At 40.2% G+C, this 25,315-nt stretch carries 26 protein-coding genes and 1 tRNA gene; 15 read left to right on the forward strand and 12 right to left on the reverse strand.

Going from position 1 to position 25,315, the window contains the following annotated elements:
• Positions 1–144: 144 nt before the first annotated feature.
• Positions 145–218: transfer RNA gene (locus AB5217_RS01610), tRNA-Arg, on the reverse strand.
• 286 nt (positions 219–504) lie between these two features.
• On the opposite strand from AB5217_RS01610, the gene AB5217_RS01615 reads away from it, so the two are divergent.
• The 6 genes from AB5217_RS01615 (at position 505) to AB5217_RS01640 (ending at position 6,423) form a co-directional block, all read left to right on the forward strand.
• The gene (locus tag AB5217_RS01615) at positions 505–1,239 is read left to right on the forward strand and encodes a hypothetical protein (RefSeq protein ID WP_004295839.1); all 735 of its coding nucleotides are present in this window, start codon (positions 505–507) and stop codon (positions 1,237–1,239) included.
• 129 nt (positions 1,240–1,368) lie between these two features.
• A complete protein-coding gene (locus AB5217_RS01620; protein ID WP_004308911.1) occupies positions 1,369–2,376 on the forward strand; it encodes an aminodeoxychorismate synthase component I in 1,008 nt (335 codons plus the stop codon).
• Positions 2,360–2,956: an aminotransferase class IV family protein gene (locus AB5217_RS01625; RefSeq protein ID WP_004295841.1), complete on the forward strand. Its 597-nt coding sequence runs from the start codon at positions 2,360–2,362 to the stop codon at positions 2,954–2,956. Before AB5217_RS01620 ends, AB5217_RS01625 begins: the two co-directional genes overlap by 17 nt.
• Positions 2,957–3,233: 277 nt before the next feature.
• The gene (locus AB5217_RS01630) at positions 3,234–3,908 is read left to right on the forward strand and encodes a DUF2461 domain-containing protein (protein WP_004295842.1); all 675 of its coding nucleotides are present in this window, start codon (positions 3,234–3,236) and stop codon (positions 3,906–3,908) included.
• Positions 3,909–3,945: 37 nt separating this feature from the next.
• Positions 3,946–4,392, forward strand: coding sequence for a YhcH/YjgK/YiaL family protein (locus tag AB5217_RS01635; protein ID WP_004295843.1), 447 nt, complete (start codon positions 3,946–3,948; stop codon positions 4,390–4,392).
• Between the two features lie 18 nt (positions 4,393–4,410).
• Positions 4,411–6,423 (forward strand): alpha amylase C-terminal domain-containing protein, encoded by a 2,013-nt coding sequence (locus tag AB5217_RS01640; RefSeq protein ID WP_004295844.1) that lies wholly within the window; start codon positions 4,411–4,413, stop codon positions 6,421–6,423.
• Positions 6,424–6,512: 89 nt separating this feature from the next.
• On the opposite strand, the gene AB5217_RS01645 is transcribed toward AB5217_RS01640, so the two are convergent.
• The 8 genes from AB5217_RS01645 to AB5217_RS01680 all read right to left on the reverse strand — a co-directional run bounded on the left by AB5217_RS01645 (position 6,513) and on the right by AB5217_RS01680 (position 14,922).
• The gene (locus AB5217_RS01645) at positions 6,513–7,001 is read right to left on the reverse strand and encodes a PepSY-like domain-containing protein (RefSeq protein WP_004295845.1); all 489 of its coding nucleotides are present in this window, start codon (positions 6,999–7,001) and stop codon (positions 6,513–6,515) included.
• 138 nt (positions 7,002–7,139) lie between these two features.
• Entirely contained in the window at positions 7,140–8,837 is a 1,698-nt protein-coding gene (locus AB5217_RS01650) for an alpha-amylase family protein (RefSeq protein ID WP_052587817.1), read from the reverse strand.
• Between the two features lie 53 nt (positions 8,838–8,890).
• Positions 8,891–9,697 (reverse strand): patatin-like phospholipase family protein, encoded by an 807-nt coding sequence (locus AB5217_RS01655; protein WP_004295848.1) that lies wholly within the window; start codon positions 9,695–9,697, stop codon positions 8,891–8,893.
• 166 nt (positions 9,698–9,863) lie between these two features.
• Entirely contained in the window at positions 9,864–11,408 is a 1,545-nt protein-coding gene (locus AB5217_RS01660) for a 4Fe-4S binding protein (RefSeq protein ID WP_052587803.1), read from the reverse strand.
• A gap of 7 nt (positions 11,409–11,415) precedes the next feature.
• The gene (locus tag AB5217_RS01665; RefSeq protein WP_004295850.1) at positions 11,416–12,351 is read right to left on the reverse strand and encodes a DUF362 domain-containing protein; all 936 of its coding nucleotides are present in this window, start codon (positions 12,349–12,351) and stop codon (positions 11,416–11,418) included.
• 14 nt (positions 12,352–12,365) lie between these two features.
• Positions 12,366–12,875 (reverse strand): hypothetical protein, encoded by a 510-nt coding sequence (locus AB5217_RS01670; RefSeq protein WP_004295851.1) that lies wholly within the window; start codon positions 12,873–12,875, stop codon positions 12,366–12,368.
• A gap of 393 nt (positions 12,876–13,268) precedes the next feature.
• Entirely contained in the window at positions 13,269–13,961 is a 693-nt protein-coding gene (locus AB5217_RS01675; RefSeq protein ID WP_368112655.1) for a DUF169 domain-containing protein, read from the reverse strand.
• A 73-nt stretch (positions 13,962–14,034) separates the two neighbouring features.
• A complete protein-coding gene (locus AB5217_RS01680) occupies positions 14,035–14,922 on the reverse strand; it encodes a polyphosphate kinase 2 family protein (protein ID WP_032845287.1) in 888 nt (295 codons plus the stop codon).
• 202 nt (positions 14,923–15,124) lie between these two features.
• Between AB5217_RS01680 and AB5217_RS01685 the strand changes: the two genes are divergently transcribed.
• Positions 15,125–15,583 carry an aldo/keto reductase gene (locus AB5217_RS01685; RefSeq protein ID WP_080558400.1) on the forward strand — a complete coding sequence of 153 codons (459 nt, stop codon included), beginning with the start codon at positions 15,125–15,127 and terminating at the stop codon, positions 15,581–15,583.
• Here AB5217_RS01685 and AB5217_RS01690 read toward each other — a convergent pair.
• Positions 15,513–16,088: a hypothetical protein gene (locus AB5217_RS01690; RefSeq protein WP_032845289.1), complete on the reverse strand. Its 576-nt coding sequence runs from the start codon at positions 16,086–16,088 to the stop codon at positions 15,513–15,515. The genes AB5217_RS01685 and AB5217_RS01690 overlap by 71 nt on opposite strands.
• 206 nt (positions 16,089–16,294) lie before the next feature.
• On the opposite strand from AB5217_RS01690, the gene AB5217_RS01695 reads away from it, so the two are divergent.
• The 7 genes from AB5217_RS01695 to AB5217_RS01725 all read left to right on the forward strand — a co-directional run bounded on the left by AB5217_RS01695 (position 16,295) and on the right by AB5217_RS01725 (position 23,177).
• Entirely contained in the window at positions 16,295–17,098 is an 804-nt protein-coding gene (locus tag AB5217_RS01695; RefSeq protein WP_032845290.1) for a DUF4846 domain-containing protein, read from the forward strand.
• Between the two features lie 128 nt (positions 17,099–17,226).
• Positions 17,227–18,729: a glutamine synthetase family protein gene (locus AB5217_RS01700; RefSeq protein ID WP_022200158.1), complete on the forward strand. Its 1,503-nt coding sequence runs from the start codon at positions 17,227–17,229 to the stop codon at positions 18,727–18,729.
• Between the two features lie 198 nt (positions 18,730–18,927).
• Complete coding sequence (locus AB5217_RS01705; protein ID WP_004303320.1) at positions 18,928–19,821, forward strand: DUF6268 family outer membrane beta-barrel protein; 894 nt, start codon at positions 18,928–18,930, stop codon at positions 19,819–19,821.
• 341 nt (positions 19,822–20,162) lie between these two features.
• The gene (locus tag AB5217_RS01710) at positions 20,163–20,879 is read left to right on the forward strand and encodes a histidine kinase (RefSeq protein WP_229115742.1); all 717 of its coding nucleotides are present in this window, start codon (positions 20,163–20,165) and stop codon (positions 20,877–20,879) included.
• A gap of 94 nt (positions 20,880–20,973) precedes the next feature.
• Positions 20,974–21,936 carry a sensor histidine kinase gene (locus AB5217_RS01715; RefSeq protein WP_368112654.1) on the forward strand — a complete coding sequence of 321 codons (963 nt, stop codon included), beginning with the start codon at positions 20,974–20,976 and terminating at the stop codon, positions 21,934–21,936.
• Positions 21,933–22,655 carry a LytR/AlgR family response regulator transcription factor gene (locus tag AB5217_RS01720; RefSeq protein WP_008777003.1) on the forward strand — a complete coding sequence of 241 codons (723 nt, stop codon included), beginning with the start codon at positions 21,933–21,935 and terminating at the stop codon, positions 22,653–22,655. The genes AB5217_RS01715 and AB5217_RS01720 overlap by 4 nt, the downstream gene beginning before the upstream one ends.
• Before the next feature lie 276 nt (positions 22,656–22,931).
• Positions 22,932–23,177 carry an RNA recognition motif domain-containing protein gene (locus tag AB5217_RS01725; RefSeq protein ID WP_004295865.1) on the forward strand — a complete coding sequence of 82 codons (246 nt, stop codon included), beginning with the start codon at positions 22,932–22,934 and terminating at the stop codon, positions 23,175–23,177.
• 62 nt (positions 23,178–23,239) lie between these two features.
• On the opposite strand, the gene AB5217_RS01730 is transcribed toward AB5217_RS01725, so the two are convergent.
• Positions 23,240–23,413, reverse strand: coding sequence for a hypothetical protein (locus AB5217_RS01730; RefSeq protein ID WP_004303314.1), 174 nt, complete (start codon positions 23,411–23,413; stop codon positions 23,240–23,242).
• Between the two features lie 137 nt (positions 23,414–23,550).
• Between AB5217_RS01730 and AB5217_RS01735 the strand changes: the two genes are divergently transcribed.
• A complete protein-coding gene (locus tag AB5217_RS01735) occupies positions 23,551–24,330 on the forward strand; it encodes a DUF4396 domain-containing protein (RefSeq protein WP_004303313.1) in 780 nt (259 codons plus the stop codon).
• A gap of 110 nt (positions 24,331–24,440) precedes the next feature.
• Here the strand turns inward: AB5217_RS01735 and sucD are convergent, their stop codons facing one another.
• Positions 24,441–25,301 carry a succinate--CoA ligase subunit alpha gene (gene sucD / locus AB5217_RS01740; RefSeq protein WP_032843455.1) on the reverse strand — a complete coding sequence of 287 codons (861 nt, stop codon included), beginning with the start codon at positions 25,299–25,301 and terminating at the stop codon, positions 24,441–24,443.
• Positions 25,302–25,315 lie beyond the last annotated feature (14 nt).

Genomic DNA, 25,315 nt, shown 5'->3' on the forward strand with positions numbered 1-25,315 from the left:
AATTTAGAGAAAACACTCGGACAAGATTTCGACAAGGTAAATTGCTCAAAAGTGAGAGTTTTCTCGTTTTTTTTTAATCAATAGCAGCTAATTAGAAAAGTAAAAAGGCTGATTAACCATTTGATAATCAGCCTTTCTGCTAAGTGATTCCGCTGCGATTCGAACGCAGGACCCACGCCTTAGAAGGGCGTTGCTCTATCCAGCTGAGCTACGGAACCAGCCTTATTTGCGGATGCAAAGGTAGTGCTTTTTATGAAAACTCAAAAACTTTCCGGCACTTTTTTATTCATATTTTTCTTTATGGCTATGAATCAGTAATTTATAAAAGAGAAATATTTTGTTTACTTATATGATTGGGGAGGAATGAATAGGAAAACGTCATTTTTACGAAGAATAACGAACGTTATATAGGTTTCAAAAAGGTCAAAAAAATAAAATACGGTTGTGTTTTTCTATTATAACTTCTACTTTTGAACGATAAACAACTAAAAAACACATAAAGTTATGAAGAAATTGATTTTTTTATTTGCATTTTGTATTGTAGTGACTAATGTTTTTGCACAAACCGCCCCAGAGCAATTGAAAAAAGAAGGAAATGATGCATTTAATGCTAAAAATTATCCAGTAGCGTATGCGAAGTTCAGCGAATATCTGAAACAGACTAATAATCAGGATTCTGCAACAGCTTACTATTGTGGTATAGCAGCAGACGAAGTGAAAAAGTATGCGGAAGCCGTGACCTTTTTCGATATTGCTATTCAGAAAAAATTTAATATAGGAAATGCGTATGCTCGTAAAGCTTTGGCTTTAGATGCACAAAAGAAGACTGCTGAATATGTAGCTACATTAGAAGAAGGGCTGAAAGTCGATCCTAAGAATAAGACAATGGTGAAGAATTATGGTCTTCATTATCTAAAAGCAGGACTTGCAGCACAGAAAGCAGGAAAAGCAGAAGAAGCTGAAGATTGTTTTAAGAAAGTAATTCCTTTGGATCACAAGCAATATAAAACAAATGCATTGTACAGTTTAGGAGTTCTGTGCTATAATGATGGCGCTAATATCCTGAAGAAAGCTGCTCCTTTGGCAAATTCTGATGCAGATAAATATGCTGCAGAAAAAGAAAAAGCTGATGGTAGATTTAAAGAAGCATTAGACTATCTGGAAGAAGCTGCTAAGATCTCTCCGGAAAATGAAAATGTGAAGAAGATGCTTCCTCAAGTGAAAGCTGTTATGAAGTAATTTGACCAATTTTATAAATGATAAAGGGTTGCCGATATGACACGTCGGACAACCCTTTTTTATTGCTATCTTTTTCTAATCTATACTTTTTGTGTACATTTGCCTTCCCTAAACGTAGAAGTATTTTATATGCACTTATATAATAAGGAACAGGCTATTAAACGAATGAACCAGTTGGGACAACTCCACCGTCCTTTCATTTTCATTATAAATTATCTACAAGATGTATCTTATATAGAGGAGGTTGCCGCTGTTGATTCCGCTGAAGTTTTGTATAATTTGAATGGATTTACCAATCAGATTATATCGGCTGAAGATGATATAGCTACTTACTCCGCAAAAACAGTGCCTTCACTACATTGGCAGCCTTTCGCAGAATCTTTCTCTTCTTATCAACGTTCGTTTAATATCGTGCGACGGAACATCCTGGCAGGAAATAGTTTCCTTACGAATTTGACGTGTCGCACTCCGGTAGAAACCAATCTCACTCTGAAAGATATTTATTTTCATTCAAAAGCGATTTATAAGCTGTGGATTAAAGATCGTTTTACGGTTTTCTCTCCTGAAATATTTGTTAGAATTCATCAAGGAAAAATTAGCTCATATCCGATGAAGGGAACCATTGATGCTTCAATTCCCTCTGCTGCTCAATTATTGATGAATGATCCGAAAGAGACTGCCGAACATGCTACCATTGTAGATCTGATTCGTAATGATTTAAGTATGGTTGCCAACCGGGTGTCAGTTTCCCGGTATCGGTATATGGACAGGTTACAGACTAATCGGGGAGTCATTTTCCAGACGAGTTCTGAAATTCAGGGTATATTGCCTGAAAATTATCAGGAGCATTTGGGAGATATTATTTTCAGGCTATTACCAGCCGGTTCTATTACCGGTGCTCCAAAGAGAAAAACGATGCAGATTATTCAGGAAGCTGAAACCTACGACAGAGGATTTTATACGGGAGTTATGGGATATTCTGATGGCATTGATTTAGATAGTGCCGTTATGATACGATTTGTAGAACAGGAAGGAGAGAAGATGTATTTTAAAAGTGGAGGTGGGATCACCTGCCAGAGTGATGTGGAAAGCGAGTATAATGAAATGAAACAAAAAGTATATGTACCCATTTATTGAGACTATCCGGATAGAGGATGGACAGATTTATAATCTTGATTATCACACAGAACGCTTTAATAAAACCCGTGCAGCTTTTTGGAAAGACAGCACTCCGCTGGATTTACGGGAATTTATATCTCCGCCAACTTTAAATGGAATTCATAAATGCCGGATTGTATATGGAAAAGAAGTGGAAGAAGTTACGTATGCGCCCTATCAGATGCGACAGGTATCTTCTTTGCATTTGGTTGTGTCTGATACCATTGATTATACTTATAAAAGTGCGTATCGGGAAGAACTGAATGCCTTGTACGCTCAAAGAGGAATGGCGGATGATATTTTAATTGTGAGAAATGGCTATCTGACAGATACCTCTATAGCTAATGTTGCTCTCTATGACGGACATACCTGGTTCACACCGGCTCATCCGTTACTCCGTGGGACGAAACGAAGCGAATTTCTGGACAGGCAGCTCATTGTTGAGAAAGACATTCCGCAAATATGTCTGAAAGACTATTCCCATATCATGTTATTCAACGCAATGATTGACTGGAAACGCATTATATTGCCTATAAATGAGAAACATTTAATTCTATAAACTATAATTAACTGAAATATACAGAGAACTGCTGAACAAAAGTCTCTTTTGTACTGTTATATTTATGTGTTTTTCATAGTATTAGATATAAGATTAATTAAAGAGATTGTACTTCACTTGTGAAAGCTAAAGTACGTCAGAGACAGAAGAGTCTGTTTTTTTGATAAATGTGTTAGAGCATCGGTTTTACCAGGCCGATGCTTTTTTTATGTCCTTTTACCCCCTTTTGTAGTTTATATGAAATAAAATTTGTACGTTTGTAGAGTAATAATAGAAAATGATAAAGATGAACATACCCGTTATCTTTCAGTTTTTAAAAGATCTTTCCGCGAATAATAATCGTGAGTGGTTTAATGAGCATAAGGCAGAATATGAAACAGCCCGTGCCGAGTTCGACAACTTCTTGGCAACAGTGATTGCCCGTATTTCCCTGTTTGATGAAACTATCCGGGGGATTCAGCCCAAAGACTGTACTTATCGCATTTACCGGGATACCCGCTTCTCTGCGGATAAAACACCTTATAAAATACATTTCGGAGGTTATATCAATGCCAAAGGAAAGAAGTCTGATCATTGTGGATATTATGTACACTTGCAGCCGGATGGTTCTATGCTTGCCGGAGGAAGCCTGTGTCTGCCTACCAATATCCTGAAAGCCGTGAGACAATCTATCTATGATAATATCGAAGAGTTTGTTGCGATCGTAGAAGATCCGGAGTTTAAGAAATACTTTCCGGTGATAGGGGAGGATTTTCTGAAAACAGCTCCGAAAGGTTTTCCGAAAGATTTCAAGTACATTGATTATTTGAAATGTAAAGAATACGTTTGCTCTTATAATGTTCCCGATAACTTCTTCACCCGACCGGATATGTTGGAACAGATCGACAAAGTGTTCCGGCAATTCAAACGGTTTGCCGATTTTATAAACTATACGATTGATGATTTTGAATAAATAATGCCTAGAATATAAACTTTAAAATTTAACTTATATGGTAGTAGATACTTTAGAAAATCTGGAGAAATATGCGTCTTTAAACCCTCTGTTTGCACAAGCTATTGAATTCTTGAAGTCTCATGACCTCCAAGCCATGGAAGTTGGTAAGACAGAATTGAAAGGAAAAGATCTGTTGGTGAATATTGCACAAACCAAACCTAAAACAAAAGAGGAAGCCAAACTGGAAACTCATAACGAATTTATAGATATTCAAATCCCATTGTCGGGAACAGAAATAATGGGGTATACTGCTGCTAAAGACTGTGTTCCGGCAGATGCACCTTATAACGCGGAAAAAGATATTACTTTCTTCGAAGGATTAGCAGAAACATACGTTGCCGTAAAACCGGGAATGTTTGCTATCTTTTTCCCACAAGACGGTCATGCTCCCGGTATCACTCCAGATGGTGTGAAGAAAGTAATCGTAAAAGTAAAAGCATAATCCTAATTCAATTCTGATATGGAAAAGACACTTAATCTCGTAAAAAACGATCCCTGGCTGGAGCCTTTTGCCGGTGCTATCACCGGACGCCATCAGCATGTATTAGACAAAGAAGCTGAATTGACGAATAAGGGAAAACAAACCCTTTCAGATTTTGCATCAGGGTATCTTTATTTTGGATTGCATCGCACCGATAAGGGGTGGACTTTCCGTGAATGGGCTCCTAATGCTACTCATATTTATATGGTGGGTACATTTAATAATTGGGAGGAAAAAGCCGCCTACAAGCTGAAAAAGCAAGAGAATGGCAATTGGGAAATCAACCTCCCGGCGGATGCCATTCATCATGGCGACCTTTATAAACTGAATGTATATTGGGAAGGCGGACAAGGCGAACGTATTCCTGCATGGGCTACACGTGTGGTACAGGATGAACAGACCAAAATATTCAGTGCACAAGTCTGGGCTCCGGAGAAACCCTATAAATTCAAGAAGAAAACATTTAAGCCTGACACGAATCCACTGTTGATTTATGAATGTCATATCGGAATGGCACAGCAGGAGGAAAAAGTGGGCACATATAATGAATTCCGCGAGAAAATCCTTCCTCGTATTGCTGAAGAAGGATATAATTGTATCCAGATTATGGCTATTCAGGAACATCCATATTATGGAAGCTTCGGCTATCATGTATCCAGTTTCTTTGCTGCCTCTTCGCGTTTTGGTACTCCCGATGAATTAAAAGCACTGATTGATGCTGCTCATGAGATGGGTATTGCTGTGATTATGGACATCGTTCATTCACATGCAGTGAAGAATGAAGTAGAAGGACTAGGAAACTTTGCCGGTGATCCGAATCAATATTTTTATCCGGGCGCTCGTCGCGAACATCCCGCTTGGGACTCTCTCTGCTTCGATTATGGCAAGAACGAAGTGATCCACTTCCTATTGTCAAACTGCAAGTACTGGCTGGAAGAATATAAATTTGACGGATTCCGTTTTGATGGAGTAACTTCTATGTTATATTACAGCCATGGACTGGGTGAAGCTTTCTGTAACTACGGAGATTATTTCAACGGTCATCAGGATGATAATGCAATTTGTTACCTGACACTGGCTAATGAAGTGATTCATCAGGTAAATCCGAAGGCGATAACCATTGCCGAAGAAGTTTCCGGTATGCCGGGACTGGCTGCCAAAGTAGAAGATGGCGGTTACGGCTTCGATTATCGTATGGCCATGAATATTCCGGACTACTGGATCAAGACAATCAAAGAAAAGATCGATGAAGACTGGAAACCTTCCAGTATGTTCTGGGAAGTAACCAACCGTCGCCAGGATGAAAAGACCATTTCGTATGCAGAAAGTCATGACCAGGCATTGGTAGGAGACAAGACGATTATCTTCCGCCTGATTGATGCCGATATGTACTGGCACATGCAGAAGGGAGACGAAAATTATGTTGTCAACCGTGGTATTGCTTTGCATAAAATGATCCGCTTGCTGACCTCTTCGACTATCAACGGAGGTTATCTGAACTTTATGGGAAATGAATTCGGGCATCCCGAATGGATTGACTTCCCACGTGAAGGTAACGGATGGTCGTGCAAATATGCCCGCCGCCAATGGGATTTGGTGGACAACAAAAATCTGACCTATCACTATATGGGTGATTTTGATAAAGAAATGCTGAAAGTTCTCAAGAGTGTGAAAGATTTCCAGGCAACACCAGTTCAGGAAATATGGCATAATGATGGCGATCAGGTACTGGCATACGAACGGAAAGACCTTATATTTGTCTTTAACTTTAATCCGAAGCAGTCATTCACTGATTATGGATTCCTGGTAACTCCGGGAGCTTATGAAGTGATACTGAACACTGACGATGTAGCATTTGGAGGAAATGGTTTGACAGACGACTCTGTCGTGCACTTCACTATTACCGATCCGCTGTACAAGAAGGAAAAGAAAGAGTGGCTGAAACTCTATATTCCTGCCCGTACTGCCGTAGTACTTAGAAAGAAAAAATAATTTTATCTTTAAACCAATAAGCCCCCGCAGATATTCAATAATATTTGTGGGGGCTTTTTGGTTTATTACCCTATTCTATGATTCAGTTCCTAGTTTGCCAGAAAGGTACTTGGCCCGAGAATATCATACATATCACTAACATTGCGCGTTTTGAGCAATATCCCTTGTGGAGTATAGAATAACTGATATTTGATGTCGACATTATCTTGCCCTACCTTAATTACTATAATAGCCTGCCATTTGGGAAACTCCACCATTGTCACATTATCTACCACCCAATTTGCGTATGGCCCGGATACAAAGGCATTATAGACTGTTGGGGTCAGTCGGTCGAGACTGACAAGATCAGTCAGTGTCATCACCCATTGTCCCCGGACGTTGAACCACACATTTTTAGTAAATCCGTTCATTGCAAAGTTGGCACAATAATATCCATCGTCTTGTGACCAGGCGACGCCATTTGCTTTAGGATACATTTTCTTGAAAGTTGACTGTACATTGCCGGGAGGGGTATCTCCAAAGACAGATGTAGATAATAGCAGAAACAATGCGATTGCACAAATCATAAATTTCTTCATAAGCTTTGAGTTTAGAGGATTATTTATCTACCTAAACAGCCTTTGAGAATATTTGTTTGAGTGATGTGCATAAAATAATCCCCCGGTCATTCATAAGTGGCCGAGGGATGAAGAGTATACAGATCTTAGGCTTTTTACTTAAAAAGTAATCTTTAGAATCTTTCCGTTATAACCTCCGACTGAAACATCCGTGGGTTTATAAGGTAATAGGCTGATTTCTTCTTTAGCGCCCGTCATCAAATCAGTGGCCTGATAAGACTCCATTTGAGGAATCTGTAAAAAGTCGAAAGCATGCGAAGGTACATTGACGGCAACATCTACCAGTTGACTGTCGAAATTAATAACGAAAAACAGAATCTCATTTTTATATTTTCGCATAAAGGTATATTGTTTATGCTCATTGAAACGCCATCCGTTTATATTGGCATACATTAAGTCAAAAAATACTCCCTTGCTGATTGCCTGCTCTTCGTTACAAATCGTCAGTACTTTTTGGTAGACAGAGTAGAGGTGTTTATGTTCTTCAGTAAGCATCTTCCCGTCAAATTTACCTCCGTTGCGCCAGCGTCGTATGGTGTCTACACTCCAATAATCGAATATGGTAGTTCGTCCGTCCCTTCCGCTGAATCCTTCACTATCCATGCCCAGTTCTCCAAACTCCTGACCGAAGTAGATCATCATAGGATTAGTGTTCATACAGGCGGAAACGATCAGTGCGGGAATTCCTTTACGCGGGTTTCCGGCAAAGAAATCAGAAGCGATACGTTGCTCGTCGTGGTTCTCCAGGAAGTTGAGCATCTTTTTCTCTATTCCATTCAGGCTTTGCCAGCAATGAGTGATAGCGGATGCAGATTCATATCCACAAGCTACATTACGTAACGTGTCATACAGGCCTACCTTATCATACAAGTAATCAAACTTGCCACGGAACAGATAGCTACGGTATTCACCTGGATTGTAAACCTCTGCGATGAAAAGTATTTCAGGATAAGCCTCTTTTACTTGAGGAATAGCCCATTCCCAGAATTCAACAGGAACCATTTCGGCCATGTCGCAGCGGAAACCGTCAATGTCTTTTGATGCCCAGAAAAGAAGAATGTCCAGCATCTTTATCCAAGTATCCGGAGTCGGGGAAAAGTGGCAGGTACCTCCATTCTGATAATCCACTCCATAGTTTAATTTCACTGTTTCATACCAGTCGGTGATATTGGGAGTAGCATCAAAACGATTGTTACCGGTAGCTTTCGCCGGGAATTCCCGGTAAGGCTCTGCTGCACCGTCTTTCATGTCGAACTGGGCATGGAGTTCCGCTTGCGGAATATAATAGAAATTATTATATGGGCTGAAAGATTGGCTGGAGTCATCGTTAGCTCCCAATTCGGTCGTACCGTCCGGTTGTGCATCCGAGTGATATTGGCGTGCTACGTGATTAGGTACAAAATCAATAATTACTTTCAGACCTGTGCGATGTGTGCGATGTACCAGATTCTCAAATTCTTTCATACGTCCTTGCACGTCGTTAGCCAAGTCAGGATCTACATCATAATAATCCTTGATAGCATACGGAGAACCAGCTTTTCCTTTCACAATAGCAGGATGATCCGGACTGATATTATAACGGCGATAGTCCGTTTGAGTGGCATGCTCGATGATGCCTGTATACCATATATGTGTAGCACCTAATTTCTTGATTTCACCAAGTGCTTTGAGCGTGAAATCAGCCATTTTCCCGCAACCATTGGTGGCAATGTCTCCATTGTAGACACAGTGGTTGTTGTTATTTCCAAACAGGCGGGTGAATACTTGGTAGATAATTATTTTATTTTCGTCATTCATATAGAGTAGATTATTAATATTCGTATTCATTCTTGTTTCTGATGGATAGGAGATTATTTCCATATTTTCCCCTTTTCTTCCAACAGTTGACTAAGTACTTCGTTAGCTGTATTATAGCCTTGCCCGAAGATTTCTTCAGCTTTTTCCAGTTCGGTGTTACTGTACCCGTATAGGTTGTATGGTTCGATTAATAAATCGCATTTTTCTCTTTCGGGAAAGGTATTGGCGCGGAACATGAAATGGAATGAGCGCATAGCAATGCTTACAATATTCATTTTGTAATCCTGTGCCATGATGGGACTTACGTTGACAGCTACCACTTTATTGCAAACCCTGCGCAGGGTAGAGACCGGAAGATTCATCATCAATCCTCCATCCACATAGTTAGTGCCGTCTATGTTGACCGGAGAAAACATGACAGGCATACAGCAGGAAGCGGCGACCCGTTCCGCTATGCTTCCCCGATGAAAGTGAACCATGCGACCGTGATCGAGGTCAGTTGCTGTGATAATCAGGGGAAGTTGTAGCTCTTCCAGATTTTTTGCTTTTAAGTTAGTCCGGAGAAAATCAATAAATTCACAGAGGTCAAATAGTCCCTTCTTGGGAATCACCAGTTTGGTTAAATCCTGGAATTTATGTCCGGAGAAATAATCAAGTACTTTGTGCGGCTCGTTGCCGTCCGCGTAAAAGACACCTGCAAGTGCCCCTGCACTTACTCCAGAGATGATTTCCGGTTTAATATCATGTTCCAAAAGAGCTTGCATGACTCCCAAATGGGCAAATCCTTTAATAAATCCTCCGCTTAGTGCATAGCCAATCTGATATTTCCGGCTATTCCAGTTATTTGTGAATACCTCCATGAATTGCTTTCTTTAGTTCGCCACGAATTTAGTGAATTTATTGAAAGTAGGAGGAATATAATGGATAGTTTTTTTTAAATCCATACCATCTGTCTTGTTCACATTTGAAATAAACCGTCATAGAACATAAAACACGGATGGAAACTCTGCTCCGGCACCATGCCGGTCAGAATCCGAAATCGTCTATCTCAACTTTGTGCTCTTCGCTTTCTTTGAATGGTTTTGCTTCTTTTTGTACGGGATTTCCTTCGATATAGATGGCACGGAATGGACGGGCTGGGCAAACATATTCACATCCTCCACAACCTACACATATTTCTTTATTTACATGAGGAATCGTCAATCCGTCCTTATACGGCACCATCGCTACTGCTTGTGTGGGACAGTGTTCGGAGCAGGCTCCGCAACTGGTTCCATCAGTATAAACAATGCAATTTTCCTCGATGAAAACAACATATCCCATTTGTGTAAGATGTTTTTGCTCTACATTTATGGGAAGAATTGCTCCATTGGGACAGACATCTCCACAGACAGTACAGTCAAAGTTACAAAATCCTTTCTCAAAGCTAACAGTAGGTTGCATCATGCCTGCCAAGCCATATTCCATAAAAGCCGGTTTCAAGATATGAGAAGGGCATTTGCTGACACAAAGATGACAGGATGTGCATTGCTGTTGGAAGTGTTCCCGACTGATAGACCCCGGAGGAGTGATCGGATTTTCCTTTTTGTATGCCTTCTTACCTTCCAAGCTTGCTACAGATTCCTTGGCTTGGGAGATGAGTTTGGGGGTTGCTCCGGCAGTAACAAGACCGGCAACCAAAAAACGGCGTTTGGATGAATCCAAATCCGGTGATGATGGTGCAGGAGTTTCTACATCAGACTGTTTTTTTAAAGAAGGGGCGTAAACTAATGCTTTTTGTTTGCATACTCCCAAACAGTTGAAACAATCTACACAACGACTATAATCAATAGCGTGTTCTTTACTATTGATGCAAGCTGCTTTGCATTTGGTGGCACAAAGCCCGCATCCATTACATTTGGCAGTATCAATACGGACTTTGAATAATGAAAATCGGCTCAATAACCCCAATATTGTTCCTACGGGACAAATCGTATTGCACCATGTCCGTCCATGTTTCCATGCCATTACAAAGATGACTGCAAGAGTAATAATAGCGATGAGAAGGGAAGAAATGCTCAAGATGGAGGTGTCTACCTGATAAAATGTATAATTGTCAAATCTGGCAAAGAGTGATTCCAGCAGATTATTCCCCAGCATATAGATAGGTTTGAATATGTGCACTACCACACGTCCATACGCACTGTACGGATCGAGCAAACCAACAATAAATGTAAATCCACATAGAAACCCGACCACTGTCAGTCCGAGCACACCCCAGCGCAATTTGTTTTTTGCAGGACTGTAACTATATCTTTTTTTCTTTTTTCCCGTTGCTTTGGAAATTCGTGCAATCACATCCTGCAAGATACCCATAGGGCAGATTGTAGAACAATATACACGCCCGAATAAAAGCGTTAACACAATGAGAAATAATAAGATACCTATACTTAGTGAAAAGATGGCTGGAATAAATTGCAAATGTGCCAGCCGATGAAAACTGTTCGGTAATATTTCTGCGAAATCGAGAAAAAAGAAAGAAATCAGCACAAATAAAAGTGCTGAGATTCCAATACGTAGCCTTCTTAACATGGTTGTTTTACATCTTAATTCGCTTGACATTCAATTTGTCAATGTTCATGGTTCCTATTTTCAATGCTTCCCCATTGGCGAGATGTCCTACTGTATCCAGTGGCATCTCACGTACTTGATTGAAGAACTTGGCAGCAGCCGTATCCACGGCTACAATATCCGGTGAGATAAACAATCCTTTTGCCAGTACAACATCGGATGCAGAGCGTCCCCGGGGACCGTTTGTTTTCATGATCCGGTAGGCGTCTACTACGTTGAGTACAGCTTTCTTCTGTAATGTACAGATATCTGCGATGCATTGTTGCAAATCGTTCTGGTGGAAGAATCCGCGATCCCACACAATCCCCATGTGATTTTTCATGGAGATAGTCAGATTGGCACCTCCGTGATTCTTCAGAATAGGAACATTGATCCATACATCACAATCCAGAATCGCTTCGTGCACTTTGGCTTTCTTCATCTTTTTGCCTTTTGGCAGATCAATTGGTTTGTAATACGACTCCAGATGTGCAGGCATTACTTTGGCTCCGGCTTTTTTGGCAGCAGCTTCAATACCACTGTTTTTGTAGCATTTCTGCCAATCGTCACAAGTATGGTCGAACACGACCACTTCTTTAGCTCCGGCGGCAAAACATTGTCTGACGATTTCTTCAATCAGTTTCGGATTCGTATTTCCTGCCAGTTCCGGCACTTTATCCCAACCGATATTAGGTTTTACAACCACTTTCTGTCCCGGTTTCACGAATTGCTTCATACCCCCCAGTTCGCTTATGGCACGGCGGAACATCTCTTCGGGTTCTCCGCCCATAACGGCCACCAGATCAGGATTGCTTCCGTTTGCTTTATTGATTGTTTGAGTTAACACCTCCATAGCCTCCGAACGCTGTATAGTCAAGGCGGCTCCGGTGATAGCTACTGTTTTTAAAAAATCCCTTCTGTCCATCTTTCTATATTAGTTTAGAGTTTGGCAATTGCTTTCAGGAGGGCGTATCCGCCGAACCATTGCAGTAACATTCCCGGAATACCGATACGGAAGTCCTGTACTGCTTCGTAGAAACTTCCGACGATGGCCCATTCAAATGCAACGCCTATGACTTGATAAGTGAGTACGACACCAAGAATGGCCAGTAATGAAACCGATTTTATAGTACGTGCTGCAAGAGCTGAAGCTCCGGCGAGTAAGGACGATTTGATTAATAGGATGGGAAGTACCGCTTCCGAGGGCATGGCAAACAATAAATGATTGATGACTGGTGAAAGAATAGCAGTCAATAATCCTACAAGAAAACCATATTTATAAGCCGCAATCAGCGTGAAAAAATAAATAGGTAACAGGGTAGGACCACCATAAGGTACAAGATGGCATAATTGTGGAAGTGCAATGTTACCCGCTACAAATAGTAAGGCGAACAGGTAGGTTTTCACATTGCTGTGTTTCAGCGAATAGAGTTTGACGGATGTTTCCATTTTCGTTGATACTTTAATGTTGAATAGAACGATAATATATTAATAATAAGACTTTTCTCCAGATAAAAGGTTTAATCCGACTGATATATTATTTTAATCCTGTAGGAAAAGAAAGTTTCAGGCGCTTGAAACTTTTAGTTTCCCGGCATGAAACTAATGGTTTCTCGGTGTGAAACTGATGGTTTCAAAGCGTGAAACTATAAGTTCCACACTGGGAAACAAAATAGGACAGGCAGGGATTGATATTCAGAAAATATCTGTCTTGATAATGAATTGTCAGTATCAAGTGGCAGTTTCTTCCTATAACAACGAAAGAGAAGCCTTGTATGTTCGGAATAAGCATACCTAATGTCCCGATAATTGTATAATGATATGCAATTTCGTTATGGGAGATTATCCGTTCATTCTTTCTTTAATCTTTCCCCATGCATGCGTATCGAATAGACAACTTTGGCGCATCGTCTCATACATCTCTTTAAATCCGGACATAGGTATGGTATAGCTTAGTTTGTCAGCTTCGAAATGAGGGCGAACCGATGGGTCGAAGAAACCGAGGAAAGTGCGTTTGCCTCCTTTACGATTTTCTATCGTGGCTTGCGTCACTACAGCACTACAGCCGGAACCAAAGGTAGAAACGACGCAATCTGCTGCGTTATTATCATAAAAAGCCCAAGTGGTCAAGCCCGAAAGCATATCCGGATTTGCCAGAAATACGACACCTTCTATTTCTTCAAGGCTTTCTACCTTATCTATACGTGCAAAATGAAGATACTTGTTTTCTGTTCGGGGAACTCCGATTTGCTGTATAAAGTCGATGACCATTTCAGGAGTCTGTTTGTATTTCTCTTTGAGCGAAACGAAAGTCGGTACACGTTCTGGCATTTCGGTGAAGCCAGTATAGAATTTACCGCCGCCACAACCGATGTTTTCAGTATTCAGGCTGATAATACCACCATCTCTTACCGTCTTCATACCTTTGTTTTCTGTTTCTCCTTTTTGCTCGTCCGAGTACCAGAAAACAAGAGGCAATTCAGCATTTTCTCCGAATGCCTCTTTGAAATTTTGAATAAAAGTTTGGATGTCCATAAGCTTATCAATTTTAGTTCTTTATGTAGGTCTTTCTACAAAGTTAGAATGAAAAAGGATAAGCGCAAGTGATTTAAAAGTTAATGTTTGATACACTTTTCTTACACTCTTCCAGCCTCTCCAATCCCTCTTTCGACAGTTTGGGGTAATGTAAATCCAATTGCTGCATCCGGTCACAAATAATTCGTCCTACTGCGTAACGCATGAACCATTTATTATCGGCAGGGATTATATACCATGGAGCCAGTTCCGTTGATGTCTCCGTCAGTACATCGGCATAAGCATTCATATAGTCCTCCCAGAATTGACGCTCTTTGATGTCCGCCGAAGAGAATTTCCAGTTTTTAGATGCATCGTCCAGTCGCTCCATGAATCGATTTTTCTGTTCGGCTTTCGATACATTGAGAAAGAATTTCAGGACAATCGTTCCATTCTCCGTCAGATAGCGTTCAAAATCGTTGATCTGTCGATAACGACGCTTCCAGAAGTCGGGATCAATGTCATTTATGGTTTCGACACCTGGTAACTTGTTGGATAGAATAATTTCCGGATGCACTTTGGCAATCAGCACATCTTCGTAGTGCGAACGGTTGAAAATGCCGATTCGTCCTCTTTCCGGGAGAGAGCGATTGATACGCCAGAGATAATCATGGTCCAGTTCTTCAGCAGACGGTTGTTTGAACGAATACACCTGGCATCCCTGTGGGTTAATGCCGGACATCACATGCTTGATAGTCCCGTCTTTTCCTGCAGCATCCATCGCCTGAAAGATAATCAGGATTGAATACCGGTCTTGTGCATAAAGCATACTTTGCAGCTCCGAAAGCTTCTCAATATCCTTTGCCAGTTGCTCTTTAGCGTCTTGTTTGGATAAATCGCTAGTGAATGACGAGTCAAAATCCGATACCAAATGTTTCTTTCCGGGCTTTGCCAGCAGGTCTTTTAGAATATCCTTTTTCATGTGACGGTAGTTTTAATAGTTCTATTCAAATAAAACAGTTGAGGCAGTCAATTGGTTTTTATAATCAGTATGTTTGAGACATTTCATGAGAAAGAGGCTTCTTGACGGATAATGACCAAAAATGAACGGATATTGCTCTGGTATCATGAAGGAATTTATCCGAAATTTGCAATCGAATTAGTACTATATAATAAAAGAAACAATGAAGTATTTGAATAAAGAAACCAATGGTATCACCCTTTCACGTATCGGACTGGGTGCCATGAGAATGGCTGACGTTCAGCAGGGAGTCGACACGATACATGCCGCGCTGGACAGTGGAATTACGTATCTGAACACAGGGGACTTTTATGGTCACGGAGAAAGTGAACTGGTGATCCGCGAGGCTTTGAAAACCCGGAAGCGCGAAGACATTTTTATCGCCGTCAAGTTTGGTGGAATGCTCACTCCAGATGATCGGTTCTATGGTATTGACGTCCGTCCGCAGAACGTACAAAATTATCTGGCTTACACTTTGAAACGATTAGGCACAGATTATGTTGACCTCTATCAGCCAGCACGTATCAATCCGCACATCCCGGTGGAAGATACTATTGGTGCCGTTCTCCGTCGCCATACCTATGCCAGCGGCAGTTATCAAGGTCAAAGAATAGATTTATAATCTGATTCTTGATGACATAAGAGTGGTAGACGTGTTCTTTATCAGGAATATAACTTTTAATGAGTTCAACCTGTTTTCTCAAACGCAGGCTTTGTTCCTCACTCAACTCTTGCCTGGTATGTAATTTCTTCAACTGACCCGCCTGTTGCAGACGGATGCCGGATGTCATAGCCATTATTTCCTTTTTCAATTCAGCAGAATGAATGATGAGATAGCCCTTGAAATCGGCTGAATAAGCTGTGTGCTCTATAATATCATCCGGATACACCTGCATCACCATGTTCTTTTTCAGTGTATGCGATAAATAGTTTATTCCTATTGTAATTTCTCCGGAAAGAACAAAGATGAGGGAATAGCCTTTCAAACGTATCGGATAGTTTTTGACTTGAACCGGTGAACGACGGGAGTTATCCATATCTATGACGGACAATTGCTCCTGAAAGGTAGCTTCTGCGGATATTCTTTCAAAGTATTCTGGTAAAGCTAAATCTACCACCTGTTCCATAAAAACACTATTATAATTTGTAGAAAACAAAGTTCGCACTATTCTTACAGAAAAAAGAGAGTATAGGCCACTTTGTTTTAGTCAGAATCCGATATTACATATTTTTAAGACGATAGCGTCTTCAATCGGGAGAAAAACAGACATTCAACTTCGTTTTCAATAATAATTACTTATATTTGTCCGGATATGGAATAAGAAAAACCGATATGAAGTATTTGTTAATATGTGCAGGCTTGCTTCTCATAGTCTTTCACTCATGGGGACAGGAGAGGCTTGCGGATAGAATCGCTCCTCCGTCAGGATATGTTAGAGAGACCTGCTCCGATAATTCGTTTACAACTTATTTGCGCAATTTGCCATTATTGCCTAAAGGCAGTAAAGTGTTACTTTACAATGGAAAAGAAAAAGCCAATCAGGCAGCCGCATTTGCAGTCGTAGATATGGAGATAGGCAATCGTGATTTGCAGCAGTGTGCCGATGCAGTGATACGCTTGCGGGCGGAATATCTGTGGAAACATAAACGGTATGCAGATATAAAATTCAACTTCACAAGTGGATTTACTGCCGAATATAAGAAATGGGCGGAGGGAAATCGAATAAAAGTCAACGATAATCAGGTTCAATGGTATGCTTCGGGCAAAGGAGTGGATTATTCCTATAAAACTTTTCGAAACTATCTCGATATGGTTTTTATGTATGCCGGAACTGCCTCTTTATCTCGTGAACTCCCAGCTGTGCTTTATACTTCCTTGCAACCCGGGGATGTCTTTATTAAAGGCGGTTCACCCGGTCATGCTGTGATTGTTATGGATGTTGCCATTCATCCGAATACCGGGAAGAAAGTATTTCTCCTGGCACAAAGCTATATGCCTGCCCAACAGATTCATATCCTGGTCAATCCAACCAGCCGAAACCTTTCTCCCTGGTACGAGCTGACCGAAACGGATACTGGGAAACTATACACTCCGGAATGGATTTTTGAGAAGAAAGATCTGAAGCGTTTTAAATAGGATAATAGACGTAAATGCAGCATAACAGAGAAATAATTAAATCTTTTCTTACTCGATTTTCCATCTTTTCCTTATCTTTGGCATTCAACAAACCGTTTTAATCATACAACAACGAAAAACAACCGATTATGAATTATGATTTATCAATGAATGCTAACCAGTTGGTGGCATTCCTTCAAAAACCAACTTCAGAGTTTACAAAAGCTGACATTATCTCATTTATCCAGCAAAAAGATATCCGCATGGTTAATTTTATGTATCCGGCGGGAGACGGGCGTCTGAAAACTCTGAACTTTGTCATCAACAATCAAGCTTATCTGGAAGCTATTCTCACATGTGGAGAACGGGTAGACGGTTCCAGCCTTTTCTCATTTATAGAAGCGGGCAGTAGTGACCTTTATGTAATTCCCCGTTTTTGCACAGCATTCGTTGATCCGTTTGCCGAGATTCCGACGCTGTCTATGCTGTGCTCTTTCTTCAATAAAGACGGCGAACCCCTCGAAAGTGCACCAGAACACACTCTTTACAAAGCAAGCAAAACTTTTACAGAAGTTACCGGAATGGAATTTCAGGCAATGGGCGAATTGGAATATTATGTAATAGCTCCGGATACTGGTATGTTTCAGGCAACCGACCAACGTGGTTATCACGAATCGGGTCCTTATGCTAAATTCAATGAGTTCCGTACTCAATGTATGTCTTACATCGCACAGACAGGCGGGCAAATAAAGTATGGACACTCCGAAGTGGGTAATTTTACGCTGGATGGTTATATCTATGAGCAGAATGAAATAGAATTCCTGCCGGTTCCCGTATCGCAGGCAGCAGATCAATTAATGATTGCCAAATGGGTGATTCGTAACCTGGGATTTAGATATGGATACAATGTAACCTTTGCTCCAAAGATTACGGCAGGTAAAGCAGGTTCGGGCTTGCATGTCCACATGCGTATCATGAAAGACGGAAAGAACCAGATGCTGAAAGACGGTGTTTTGTCGGAAACAGCACGCAAGGCAATTGCCGGAATGATGGTGCTTGCTCCGTCAATTACTGCTTTTGGAAATACCAATCCTACTTCTTATTTCCGTCTCGTTCCTCATCAGGAAGCACCTACCAATGTTTGTTGGGGAGATCGTAACCGCTCTGTATTAGTGCGTGTACCTCTGGGATGGGCTGCAAAAACAGATATGTGTACATTGGCAAATCCGTTGGAAGCTGAAAGTCATTTTGACACCAGCCAGAAGCAGACTGTAGAAATGCGTTCTCCGGATGGTTCGGCAGATTTGTATCAACTGTTGGCTGGTTTGGCTGTTGCCTGCCGTCATGGTTTTGAGATTGAAAATGCGCTGGACATTGCTGAAAAAACTTATGTAAATGTGAATATCCATCAGAAAGAAAACGAAGATAAGCTGAAATCACTGGCGCAACTGCCGGATAGCTGTGAAGCTTCTGCCGATTGCTTGCAACAACAACGGGCAATCTTTGAACAATATAATGTATTCAGCCCGGCAATGATTGATGGTATCATCCGCAGACTTCGTGGTTATGAAGATAAAACATTGCGTGCGGATTTGGAAGGAAAACCGATGGAGATGTTAGATCTCGTACATAAGTATTTCCATTGTGGATAATTAAAAAATGATATATGAATAAAAGACTATCTTCGGTTGAAAGGTAGTCTTTTATTTTTTTATATAATACATTCAGACCAAACAGGCTACAAATTTACAGGTTTGGTCTACTTAATGCCGGGTTTGGTCTACAAACTCTCTACGCAGATCGGTAAAACTCTACTTTTGTCTCATTCAAACCCTAAAACAGATAAAAGAATGAGGATTATTTTGTTAAGTGCGTTCGCCTTGTTTCTATTACTTCCTGAAAATATACAGGCACAGGTTACTGTGAAAACCGGGTATATATCTTCTTCCCGATATAAAGATGAAAACGGACAGTATCCCGGGAAAGGGGATATGTGCTTTGTGGAAGGGAACGTCAATATTCCCGTATCACAGAAAATGAATGAAAGAAATCAGCCAACTCTTTGGATGATTTCGGCAGGAGGAAGCTATACGGCAATGAATAATAAGAATCTTCAATCTTACATAGACATAGATCAAATTATAAATATGCAGTTGAGCGTAACCAATATTCGCCCTATCAGCAAAAAATGGCTCTTGTTGACGACAGTTGGTGCAGGTGTTTATACCTCTTCTGATGTAAAACTGAAGAATGTTCTGGGACAGGGAGGAGTTATTTTCATCCGGCAGTTCAAGTCCAATTTATCTCTTGGAGCCGGATTGGCTGTGAACAACACATTTGGTTATCCGATGGTATTTCCTGCTATTTATTTTGATTGGAGCACTGAAGGACGTTATCAAATTAAAGTTTCGATGCTGAATGCCATGGAAGTATCGGCAGGAATGAAAATGAATAAATATCTGAATCTAAGGATCGTGGCAGAGATGAACGGGTCATTGGCATTGTTGGAAAGAGAAGGAAAAGATACTATGTTTTCCCAGCAATTCATTATTGTAGGTTTACAACCGGAAGTAAGTATGGGGAATTCTTTTTCAATCACTGCTACTGCCGGTGTGTCGTGTAGCAGAATAGCTTATTACACTACTCGCACTTTAAAGGCTTTCTTCGAAGATATGTCTAAAGATACTGATCCATATTTTAAACCGGCAATGTATGTTTCGGTGGGAATGAAGTATAAGTTCTAAAAAAATGGTAACTTTATCGCCTGATGTCAGTTAAGATACTATTATATACGTTACTGAAGCAAATTGGGATATTTCTTGTAGTCTCCTTTTTAGTGTTCAGAGGCACTTTTGTCGAAAGCGATAGTTTAGGGCTAAATCTTTCTACGGGAGTTAGTCTTTTACTTTCTGTCATTCTATGGGGAATCATAAATCTGCATACTTACTGGTTAATTCCCGGTTATCTGTTTCAGCGTAGATATAAAAAGTATATCATATATTTGAGTTGCCTTGTTGGATTTATGCTGACCGCCATGGTTGGTGCTATTTGTTTTCTAGGGCAATATTATGTTATACCCGAACAGATGCAAAGACTAAACAGTGATCTCCCTTTCTTTCTGTTGATAAATGCATTGGCACTGATACTCTATTTCCTGGCTTTTTCTTTTACTATTTTTCTGCATCGTTGGGTGGCCTATCAACAACGATTAAATGAATTGGAGAATATTAGCATACAGACTGATCTAAATCATTTGAAAGATCAACTCCAACCGGAGTTTTTTTCGAGAATATTGAATAAGGTACGAACCTTGCTGGGAGAAGATGGAGAAAAGGCGTCATTGCTTATCTTTAAATTAAGTCGGTTGCTTAGATACCAACTTTATGAAAGTGAACGGCAACAGGTATTGTTGGGAGATGATATCGATCTTATGACTGATTATATGAAGTTGGAGAAACTATGTAATCCGGAGTTTAATTTTGAAGTCAACATCCTGAATGAAGTGCGTTATATACAAGTTCCTCCTTTATTGTTTATGCCTGTGATAGAATATGTGATTCGGACAACTGTATGTGGAGAGAATGGAAAGGGAGAAAATATAAGGATCGATTTTCAAATGGAAGAGAATCAGCTTCGATTCATTTGTACATACTGTCTGCGAAAAAAGGAAAGTCTGCAAGTAGCACCTGCTTTTGACAAGTTACGGCAACGATTGGACTTGTTATATCCGGGAGGTTATCAATTAAAAAGTGGCTATAATGATGAGGCACTGTGTACCATTGGTTTAATGTTGGAATTATGAAAGATCCTGGAATGTATACGATTGGGGGAAGAATCTGGTAAATGACCGTTTCAGGCTTATCAGTAATTTACTATTGCTATTTATTATACTCTTTTTGGGCTTTCAGAATGTATATGGAGATTTTACTAGAGAAGGTTTCCTATATGCATATCCGGTTAGTATATTGGTTTTTGCATTTCCTATCTATCTGAATATATATTGGTTAGTGCCCCGTTTCCTGTATAAGGCCAAGCGCAAGTTATGGTGTTATTGGATTTCGTTTCTCGGAGTCAATTTAGTGAGTGTATTATTAGGATTTATATTTCTGTCTCCATTATATCAACGATACGGTATTCGTGGGTTTTGTATACAGGATAACCACGCTGTTTCTTTTGATAGTATTGCTTATGGAGTATTAGTACTGCTATTAAGTGCAGGTGGCTGTACGAGCTTTGAACTATTCCGCCGTTGGGTTGTCTCCGATAAAAAGATTCTTGAATTGGAGAAGGCGACTAAACAGACAGAATTGCAACAATTAAAGAAACAGATCAATCCGCATTTTCTTTTTAATATGCTGAATAATGCCAATATTTTGGTAAAGGATGCTCCGGATGAGGCTTCACAGATATTGGAGAAACTGGACAATCTACTTCGCTACCAGTTGAATGACAGTACAAGAAGAGAAGTATTTCTTACTGCAGATATACAGTTTCTCACCAGCTTTCTTGAATTGGAGAAGGTGAGAAGGGATCATTTTGAATATACAATCTTTCAAGAGGGAAATATGGAGAATATCTGTATTCCTCCGTTATTGTTTATCCCTTTTGTAGAGAATGCGGTGAAACATAATTTGGATAGCGACAATTTATCTTATGTTCACTTGTATTTTTCTGTGCATAATAAACAGTTGACGTTTCGTTGCGAAAATTCTAAGCCCCGTGTTCCTGTTAAGCGGGAAGGGGGAATAGGGTTGGCCAATGTGAAACGCAGACTGGATTTACTTTATGAATCACGGTATACGCTACAGATAGAAGATAAAGAAACAACTTATAATGTCAACTTACATCTAAACTTATGAATTGTATTATTGTTGATGACGAGCCGGTAGCTCGCAAAGGTATGAAGTCATTGGTGGAGCAGATTCCACAACTGACATTGGTGGGTAGCTTTAATAATGCTATCGCAGCGTCTGCTTATATAAATGAATATACGGTTGATCTGATTTTCCTTGATATTCAGATGCCGGGAATTACCGGAATAGAATTTGCGCAAAGCATTCCCGTGAATACGTTGATTGTCTTTACAACGGCGTATGCGGAATATGCACTCGATAGTTATGAAGTAAGTGCCATTGATTATCTGGTGAAGCCCATTGAAATGAACCGTTTTCTGAAAGCAGTCAATAAGGCAATAGCATATCATAAACTGTTATTGTCGGAAACAGCCGAAAGAGTGGAGGAGATACAGGAAGAATATATCTTCATCAAATCGGAACGACGCTATATCAAGATAAACTTCAGTGATATTCTTTTTATTGAAGGACTAAAGGATTATTCCATTCTCCAATTGGAAGATCAGCGGGTGATTACTAAGATGAATCTGAAAAATATTCATGAGCAACTGCCCGCTAAACAGTTTCTCCGGATAAACAAGTCCTATATTGTCAATACCTCACGGATTGACTCTTTTGATACCAATGATATTTTTATTAAGTCTTATGAAATAGGAATAGGAGGTGGAAACTATAAGAAAACGTTTTTTGAGGAATTTGTAGCGAAGAATTTGCAGAAAGACTAATCCGGTAGTTTACATGGAATGGCTTGGTATAAAAAGAATAAGAACGTTAAGTATTGGCCTATTTTCATAAAAAAGATGTTTTGCAGAAAGAAAAAGGAGAGAATATAGTGCAATATCCCCAAATAATGCTTTCCTTTGTACCAACAACAATAAAGAGGTTTATTACGATTTGATTTTTTTACATGAATCTTCTCATTTATTTGAGCATATCCATCTCTAATTAAGATCTTCCTAAAACTTTCTTATTGAATTATTAATTTTTTATATTTGTATTTTATGAATTTGTACATTGGAAATCTTAGCTATAATGTTAAGGAATCAGATTTGAGACATGTAATGGAAGAGTATGGAACAGTTGCTTCAGTAAAGTTAATCACAGATCGTGAAACTAGAAGATCAAAAGGTTTTGCGTTTATCGAAATGCCGGATGATGCAGAAGCTGCTAAAGCTATCGAACAATTGAACGGTGCAGAATATGTAGGTCGTTCAATGGTAGTAAAAGAAGCATTGCCAAAGAATTAATACTGAATACATATACAGTAATAGAGAAAGGCGCACTAGGTAACTAGCGCGCCTTTCTTCTGTTAATCCTCATTGTTATCTTCTTCATCATCCACCATATTATTGAGTTCCAATTCCAGGTCTACCAGCTCTTGTTCCCATAATTTCAGGATATCCTTCGGTGTATCTTTTGCAGCTTTCTTTATTCTTTCTTGAGCAACAGATACTTCATGCTCTAATTGTCTACGTCTGCTCATAATTCTATTGTTTTGATTATAAAATGATAACAACTCGTGTGGGGAATAGTTCGACGGGATAAAATTAAAAGTAATGGGGTGAACTATTCACAAATAAAGGATGTTTTGTAATCTGAATCTTTAAAAAACATACAGCCATGCTCAATTTAATAGCCGTTTTCTTAGTATGTTCAGGTATCGGAATTGCAGTACATATTGCCATAGACCTGACACATCGTCCGCAATCAATGAAGATAATGAATGCAGTCTGGATATTATCTGCATTATGGGGAAGTTATTTAGCTTTATGGGCGTATAATAAGTTTGGACGGAGTAGTCCGATGAAAGCTGAGGATGATGGGATGAAAATGGATATGTCTGGCATGAAAGATATGTCTGATATGAAGGGAATGGATATGTCCGGTATGAAAGATAATATGGAGATGGATATGGCCATGCAGGGAGAAATGTCGATGCAAGGAATGCAACGTCCTTATTGGCAATCGGTAGCTTTGTCGGCGCTTCATTGTGGTGCAGGATGTACATTGGCAGATATCATAGGAGAGTGGTTTACAAACTATGTTCCTGTAACTGTGGCAGGAAGTCAGCTCTTTGGTAATTGGGTACTTGACTTTATTCTGGCTTTGATGATTGGTGTTTATTTCCAATTCTATGCTATTCGGGAGATGGAAAAAATATCGGTAGGTAATGCCTTGGCTCGTGCTTTCAAAGCGGATTTCTTTTCTCTTTTGTCCTGGCAGGTAGGAATGTATGGCTGGATGGCGATTGTCTATTTTGTATTGTTCATCAATGAACCGTTACCCAAAGACACATGGATATTCTGGTTTATGATGCAGTTGGCTATGCTTTTCGGCTTCTTCTGTGCATATCCTATGAATGCTCTTCTTATAAAATTAGGTATAAAGAAAGGTATGTAAAATAAATGCAGATTTACTCTAAACGATAAGTATGTAATTACTTATTTGAGGGAGTGAATCTGCATCTGTTATGATATGACTACTTTTGTCTTTTCTTTCTCTTTGGGAGTTTATCTTTTCAATAATTTCGGTATATCCGAAGGTTCTTGTGCTACCCGGATACCGGCAGCTTCTAAAGATTTAATCTTCTCTTTTGCCGAACCGGAACTTCCCGAAATGATAGCTCCTGCATGTCCCATCTGCTTTCCCGGAGGAGCTGATTGCCCGGCAATAAATGCTACCACAGGTTTGGTTACATTATTGCGGATATATTCGGCCGCTTGCTCTTCCGCATTTCCTCCAATCTCTCCAATCAGAACGATTGCTTCTGTTTCCGGATCATTTTGGAACATCTCCAGCAGTTGACGGAAATGAAGACCTACAACAGGATCGCCCCCGATGCCGATAGCGGTGGATTGTCCCATACCATTAGCTGTTAAGTGATACACAATCTCGTAAGTAAGTGTTCCGCTACGACTGATAACTCCGACATTCCCTTCTAAAAAGACCTGTCCCGGTAAAATGCCTACCATGCTTTTTCCCGGAGAGATCAGTCCCGGACAGTTGGGGCCGATCAGCATAGCACCTTTTTGTTCGACAAACTGGTGCGCCTTAATTACATCCAGCGTGGGGATTCCTTCCGCAATACAGACAATTAACCGGATGCCCGCATCTGCTGCCTCCATAATGGCATCTGCCGCAAAACGTGCCGGAACAAAAATGATAGAAGTATTGGCTTTCGTTTGTTCAACCGCGTCATACATAGTATTGAATACGGGGATGCCGTCTACATCTGTTCCTCCTTTGCCCGGAGAAGTTCCTCCAACAACATGGGTTCCGTATTCTTTCATCTTCTTGGCGTGGAAAAGCCCGTCTCTCCCGGTGATTCCCTGTACAATCAGGCGGGTGGATTTATCTATTAATATGCTCATAATTGCTTTATTTA

It is taken from the genome of Bacteroides sp. MSSM.1001136sp1_RTP21357st2_D2_RTP21359_211015, from assembly GCF_040913205.1.
GTDB lineage: Bacteria > Bacteroidota > Bacteroidia > Bacteroidales > Bacteroidaceae > Bacteroides > Bacteroides ovatus.

What these genes read in the sequence shown, in the direction of transcription:
- AB5217_RS01615 (WP_004295839.1), top strand. Translation starts at nt 505, where the DNA reads ATGAAGAAATTGATTTTTTTATTTGCATTTTGTATTGTAGTGACTAAT.
- AB5217_RS01620 (WP_004308911.1), top strand. Translation starts at nt 1,369, where the DNA reads ATGCACTTATATAATAAGGAACAGGCTATTAAACGAATGAACCAGTTG.
- AB5217_RS01625 (WP_004295841.1), top strand. Translation starts at nt 2,360, where the DNA reads ATGTACCCATTTATTGAGACTATCCGGATAGAGGATGGACAGATTTAT.
- AB5217_RS01630 (WP_004295842.1), top strand. Translation starts at nt 3,234, where the DNA reads ATGATAAAGATGAACATACCCGTTATCTTTCAGTTTTTAAAAGATCTT.
- AB5217_RS01635 (WP_004295843.1), top strand. Translation starts at nt 3,946, where the DNA reads ATGGTAGTAGATACTTTAGAAAATCTGGAGAAATATGCGTCTTTAAAC.
- AB5217_RS01640 (WP_004295844.1), top strand. Translation starts at nt 4,411, where the DNA reads ATGGAAAAGACACTTAATCTCGTAAAAAACGATCCCTGGCTGGAGCCT.
- AB5217_RS01645 (WP_004295845.1), bottom strand. Translation starts at nt 7,001, where the DNA reads ATGAAGAAATTTATGATTTGTGCAATCGCATTGTTTCTGCTATTATCT.
- AB5217_RS01650 (WP_052587817.1), bottom strand. Translation starts at nt 8,837, where the DNA reads ATGAATGACGAAAATAAAATAATTATCTACCAAGTATTCACCCGCCTG.
- AB5217_RS01655 (WP_004295848.1), bottom strand. Translation starts at nt 9,697, where the DNA reads ATGGAGGTATTCACAAATAACTGGAATAGCCGGAAATATCAGATTGGC.
- AB5217_RS01660 (WP_052587803.1), bottom strand. Translation starts at nt 11,408, where the DNA reads ATGTTAAGAAGGCTACGTATTGGAATCTCAGCACTTTTATTTGTGCTG.
- AB5217_RS01665 (WP_004295850.1), bottom strand. Translation starts at nt 12,351, where the DNA reads ATGGACAGAAGGGATTTTTTAAAAACAGTAGCTATCACCGGAGCCGCC.
- AB5217_RS01670 (WP_004295851.1), bottom strand. Translation starts at nt 12,875, where the DNA reads ATGGAAACATCCGTCAAACTCTATTCGCTGAAACACAGCAATGTGAAA.
- AB5217_RS01675 (WP_368112655.1), bottom strand. Translation starts at nt 13,961, where the DNA reads ATGGACATCCAAACTTTTATTCAAAATTTCAAAGAGGCATTCGGAGAA.
- AB5217_RS01680 (WP_032845287.1), bottom strand. Translation starts at nt 14,922, where the DNA reads ATGAAAAAGGATATTCTAAAAGACCTGCTGGCAAAGCCCGGAAAGAAA.
- AB5217_RS01685 (WP_080558400.1), top strand. Translation starts at nt 15,125, where the DNA reads ATGAAGTATTTGAATAAAGAAACCAATGGTATCACCCTTTCACGTATC.
- AB5217_RS01690 (WP_032845289.1), bottom strand. Translation starts at nt 16,088, where the DNA reads ATGGAACAGGTGGTAGATTTAGCTTTACCAGAATACTTTGAAAGAATA.
- AB5217_RS01695 (WP_032845290.1), top strand. Translation starts at nt 16,295, where the DNA reads ATGAAGTATTTGTTAATATGTGCAGGCTTGCTTCTCATAGTCTTTCAC.
- AB5217_RS01700 (WP_022200158.1), top strand. Translation starts at nt 17,227, where the DNA reads ATGAATTATGATTTATCAATGAATGCTAACCAGTTGGTGGCATTCCTT.
- AB5217_RS01705 (WP_004303320.1), top strand. Translation starts at nt 18,928, where the DNA reads ATGAGGATTATTTTGTTAAGTGCGTTCGCCTTGTTTCTATTACTTCCT.
- AB5217_RS01710 (WP_229115742.1), top strand. Translation starts at nt 20,163, where the DNA reads ATGCAAAGACTAAACAGTGATCTCCCTTTCTTTCTGTTGATAAATGCA.
- AB5217_RS01720 (WP_008777003.1), top strand. Translation starts at nt 21,933, where the DNA reads ATGAATTGTATTATTGTTGATGACGAGCCGGTAGCTCGCAAAGGTATG.
- AB5217_RS01725 (WP_004295865.1), top strand. Translation starts at nt 22,932, where the DNA reads ATGAATTTGTACATTGGAAATCTTAGCTATAATGTTAAGGAATCAGAT.
- AB5217_RS01730 (WP_004303314.1), bottom strand. Translation starts at nt 23,413, where the DNA reads ATGAGCAGACGTAGACAATTAGAGCATGAAGTATCTGTTGCTCAAGAA.
- AB5217_RS01735 (WP_004303313.1), top strand. Translation starts at nt 23,551, where the DNA reads ATGCTCAATTTAATAGCCGTTTTCTTAGTATGTTCAGGTATCGGAATT.
- sucD (WP_032843455.1), bottom strand. Translation starts at nt 25,301, where the DNA reads ATGAGCATATTAATAGATAAATCCACCCGCCTGATTGTACAGGGAATC.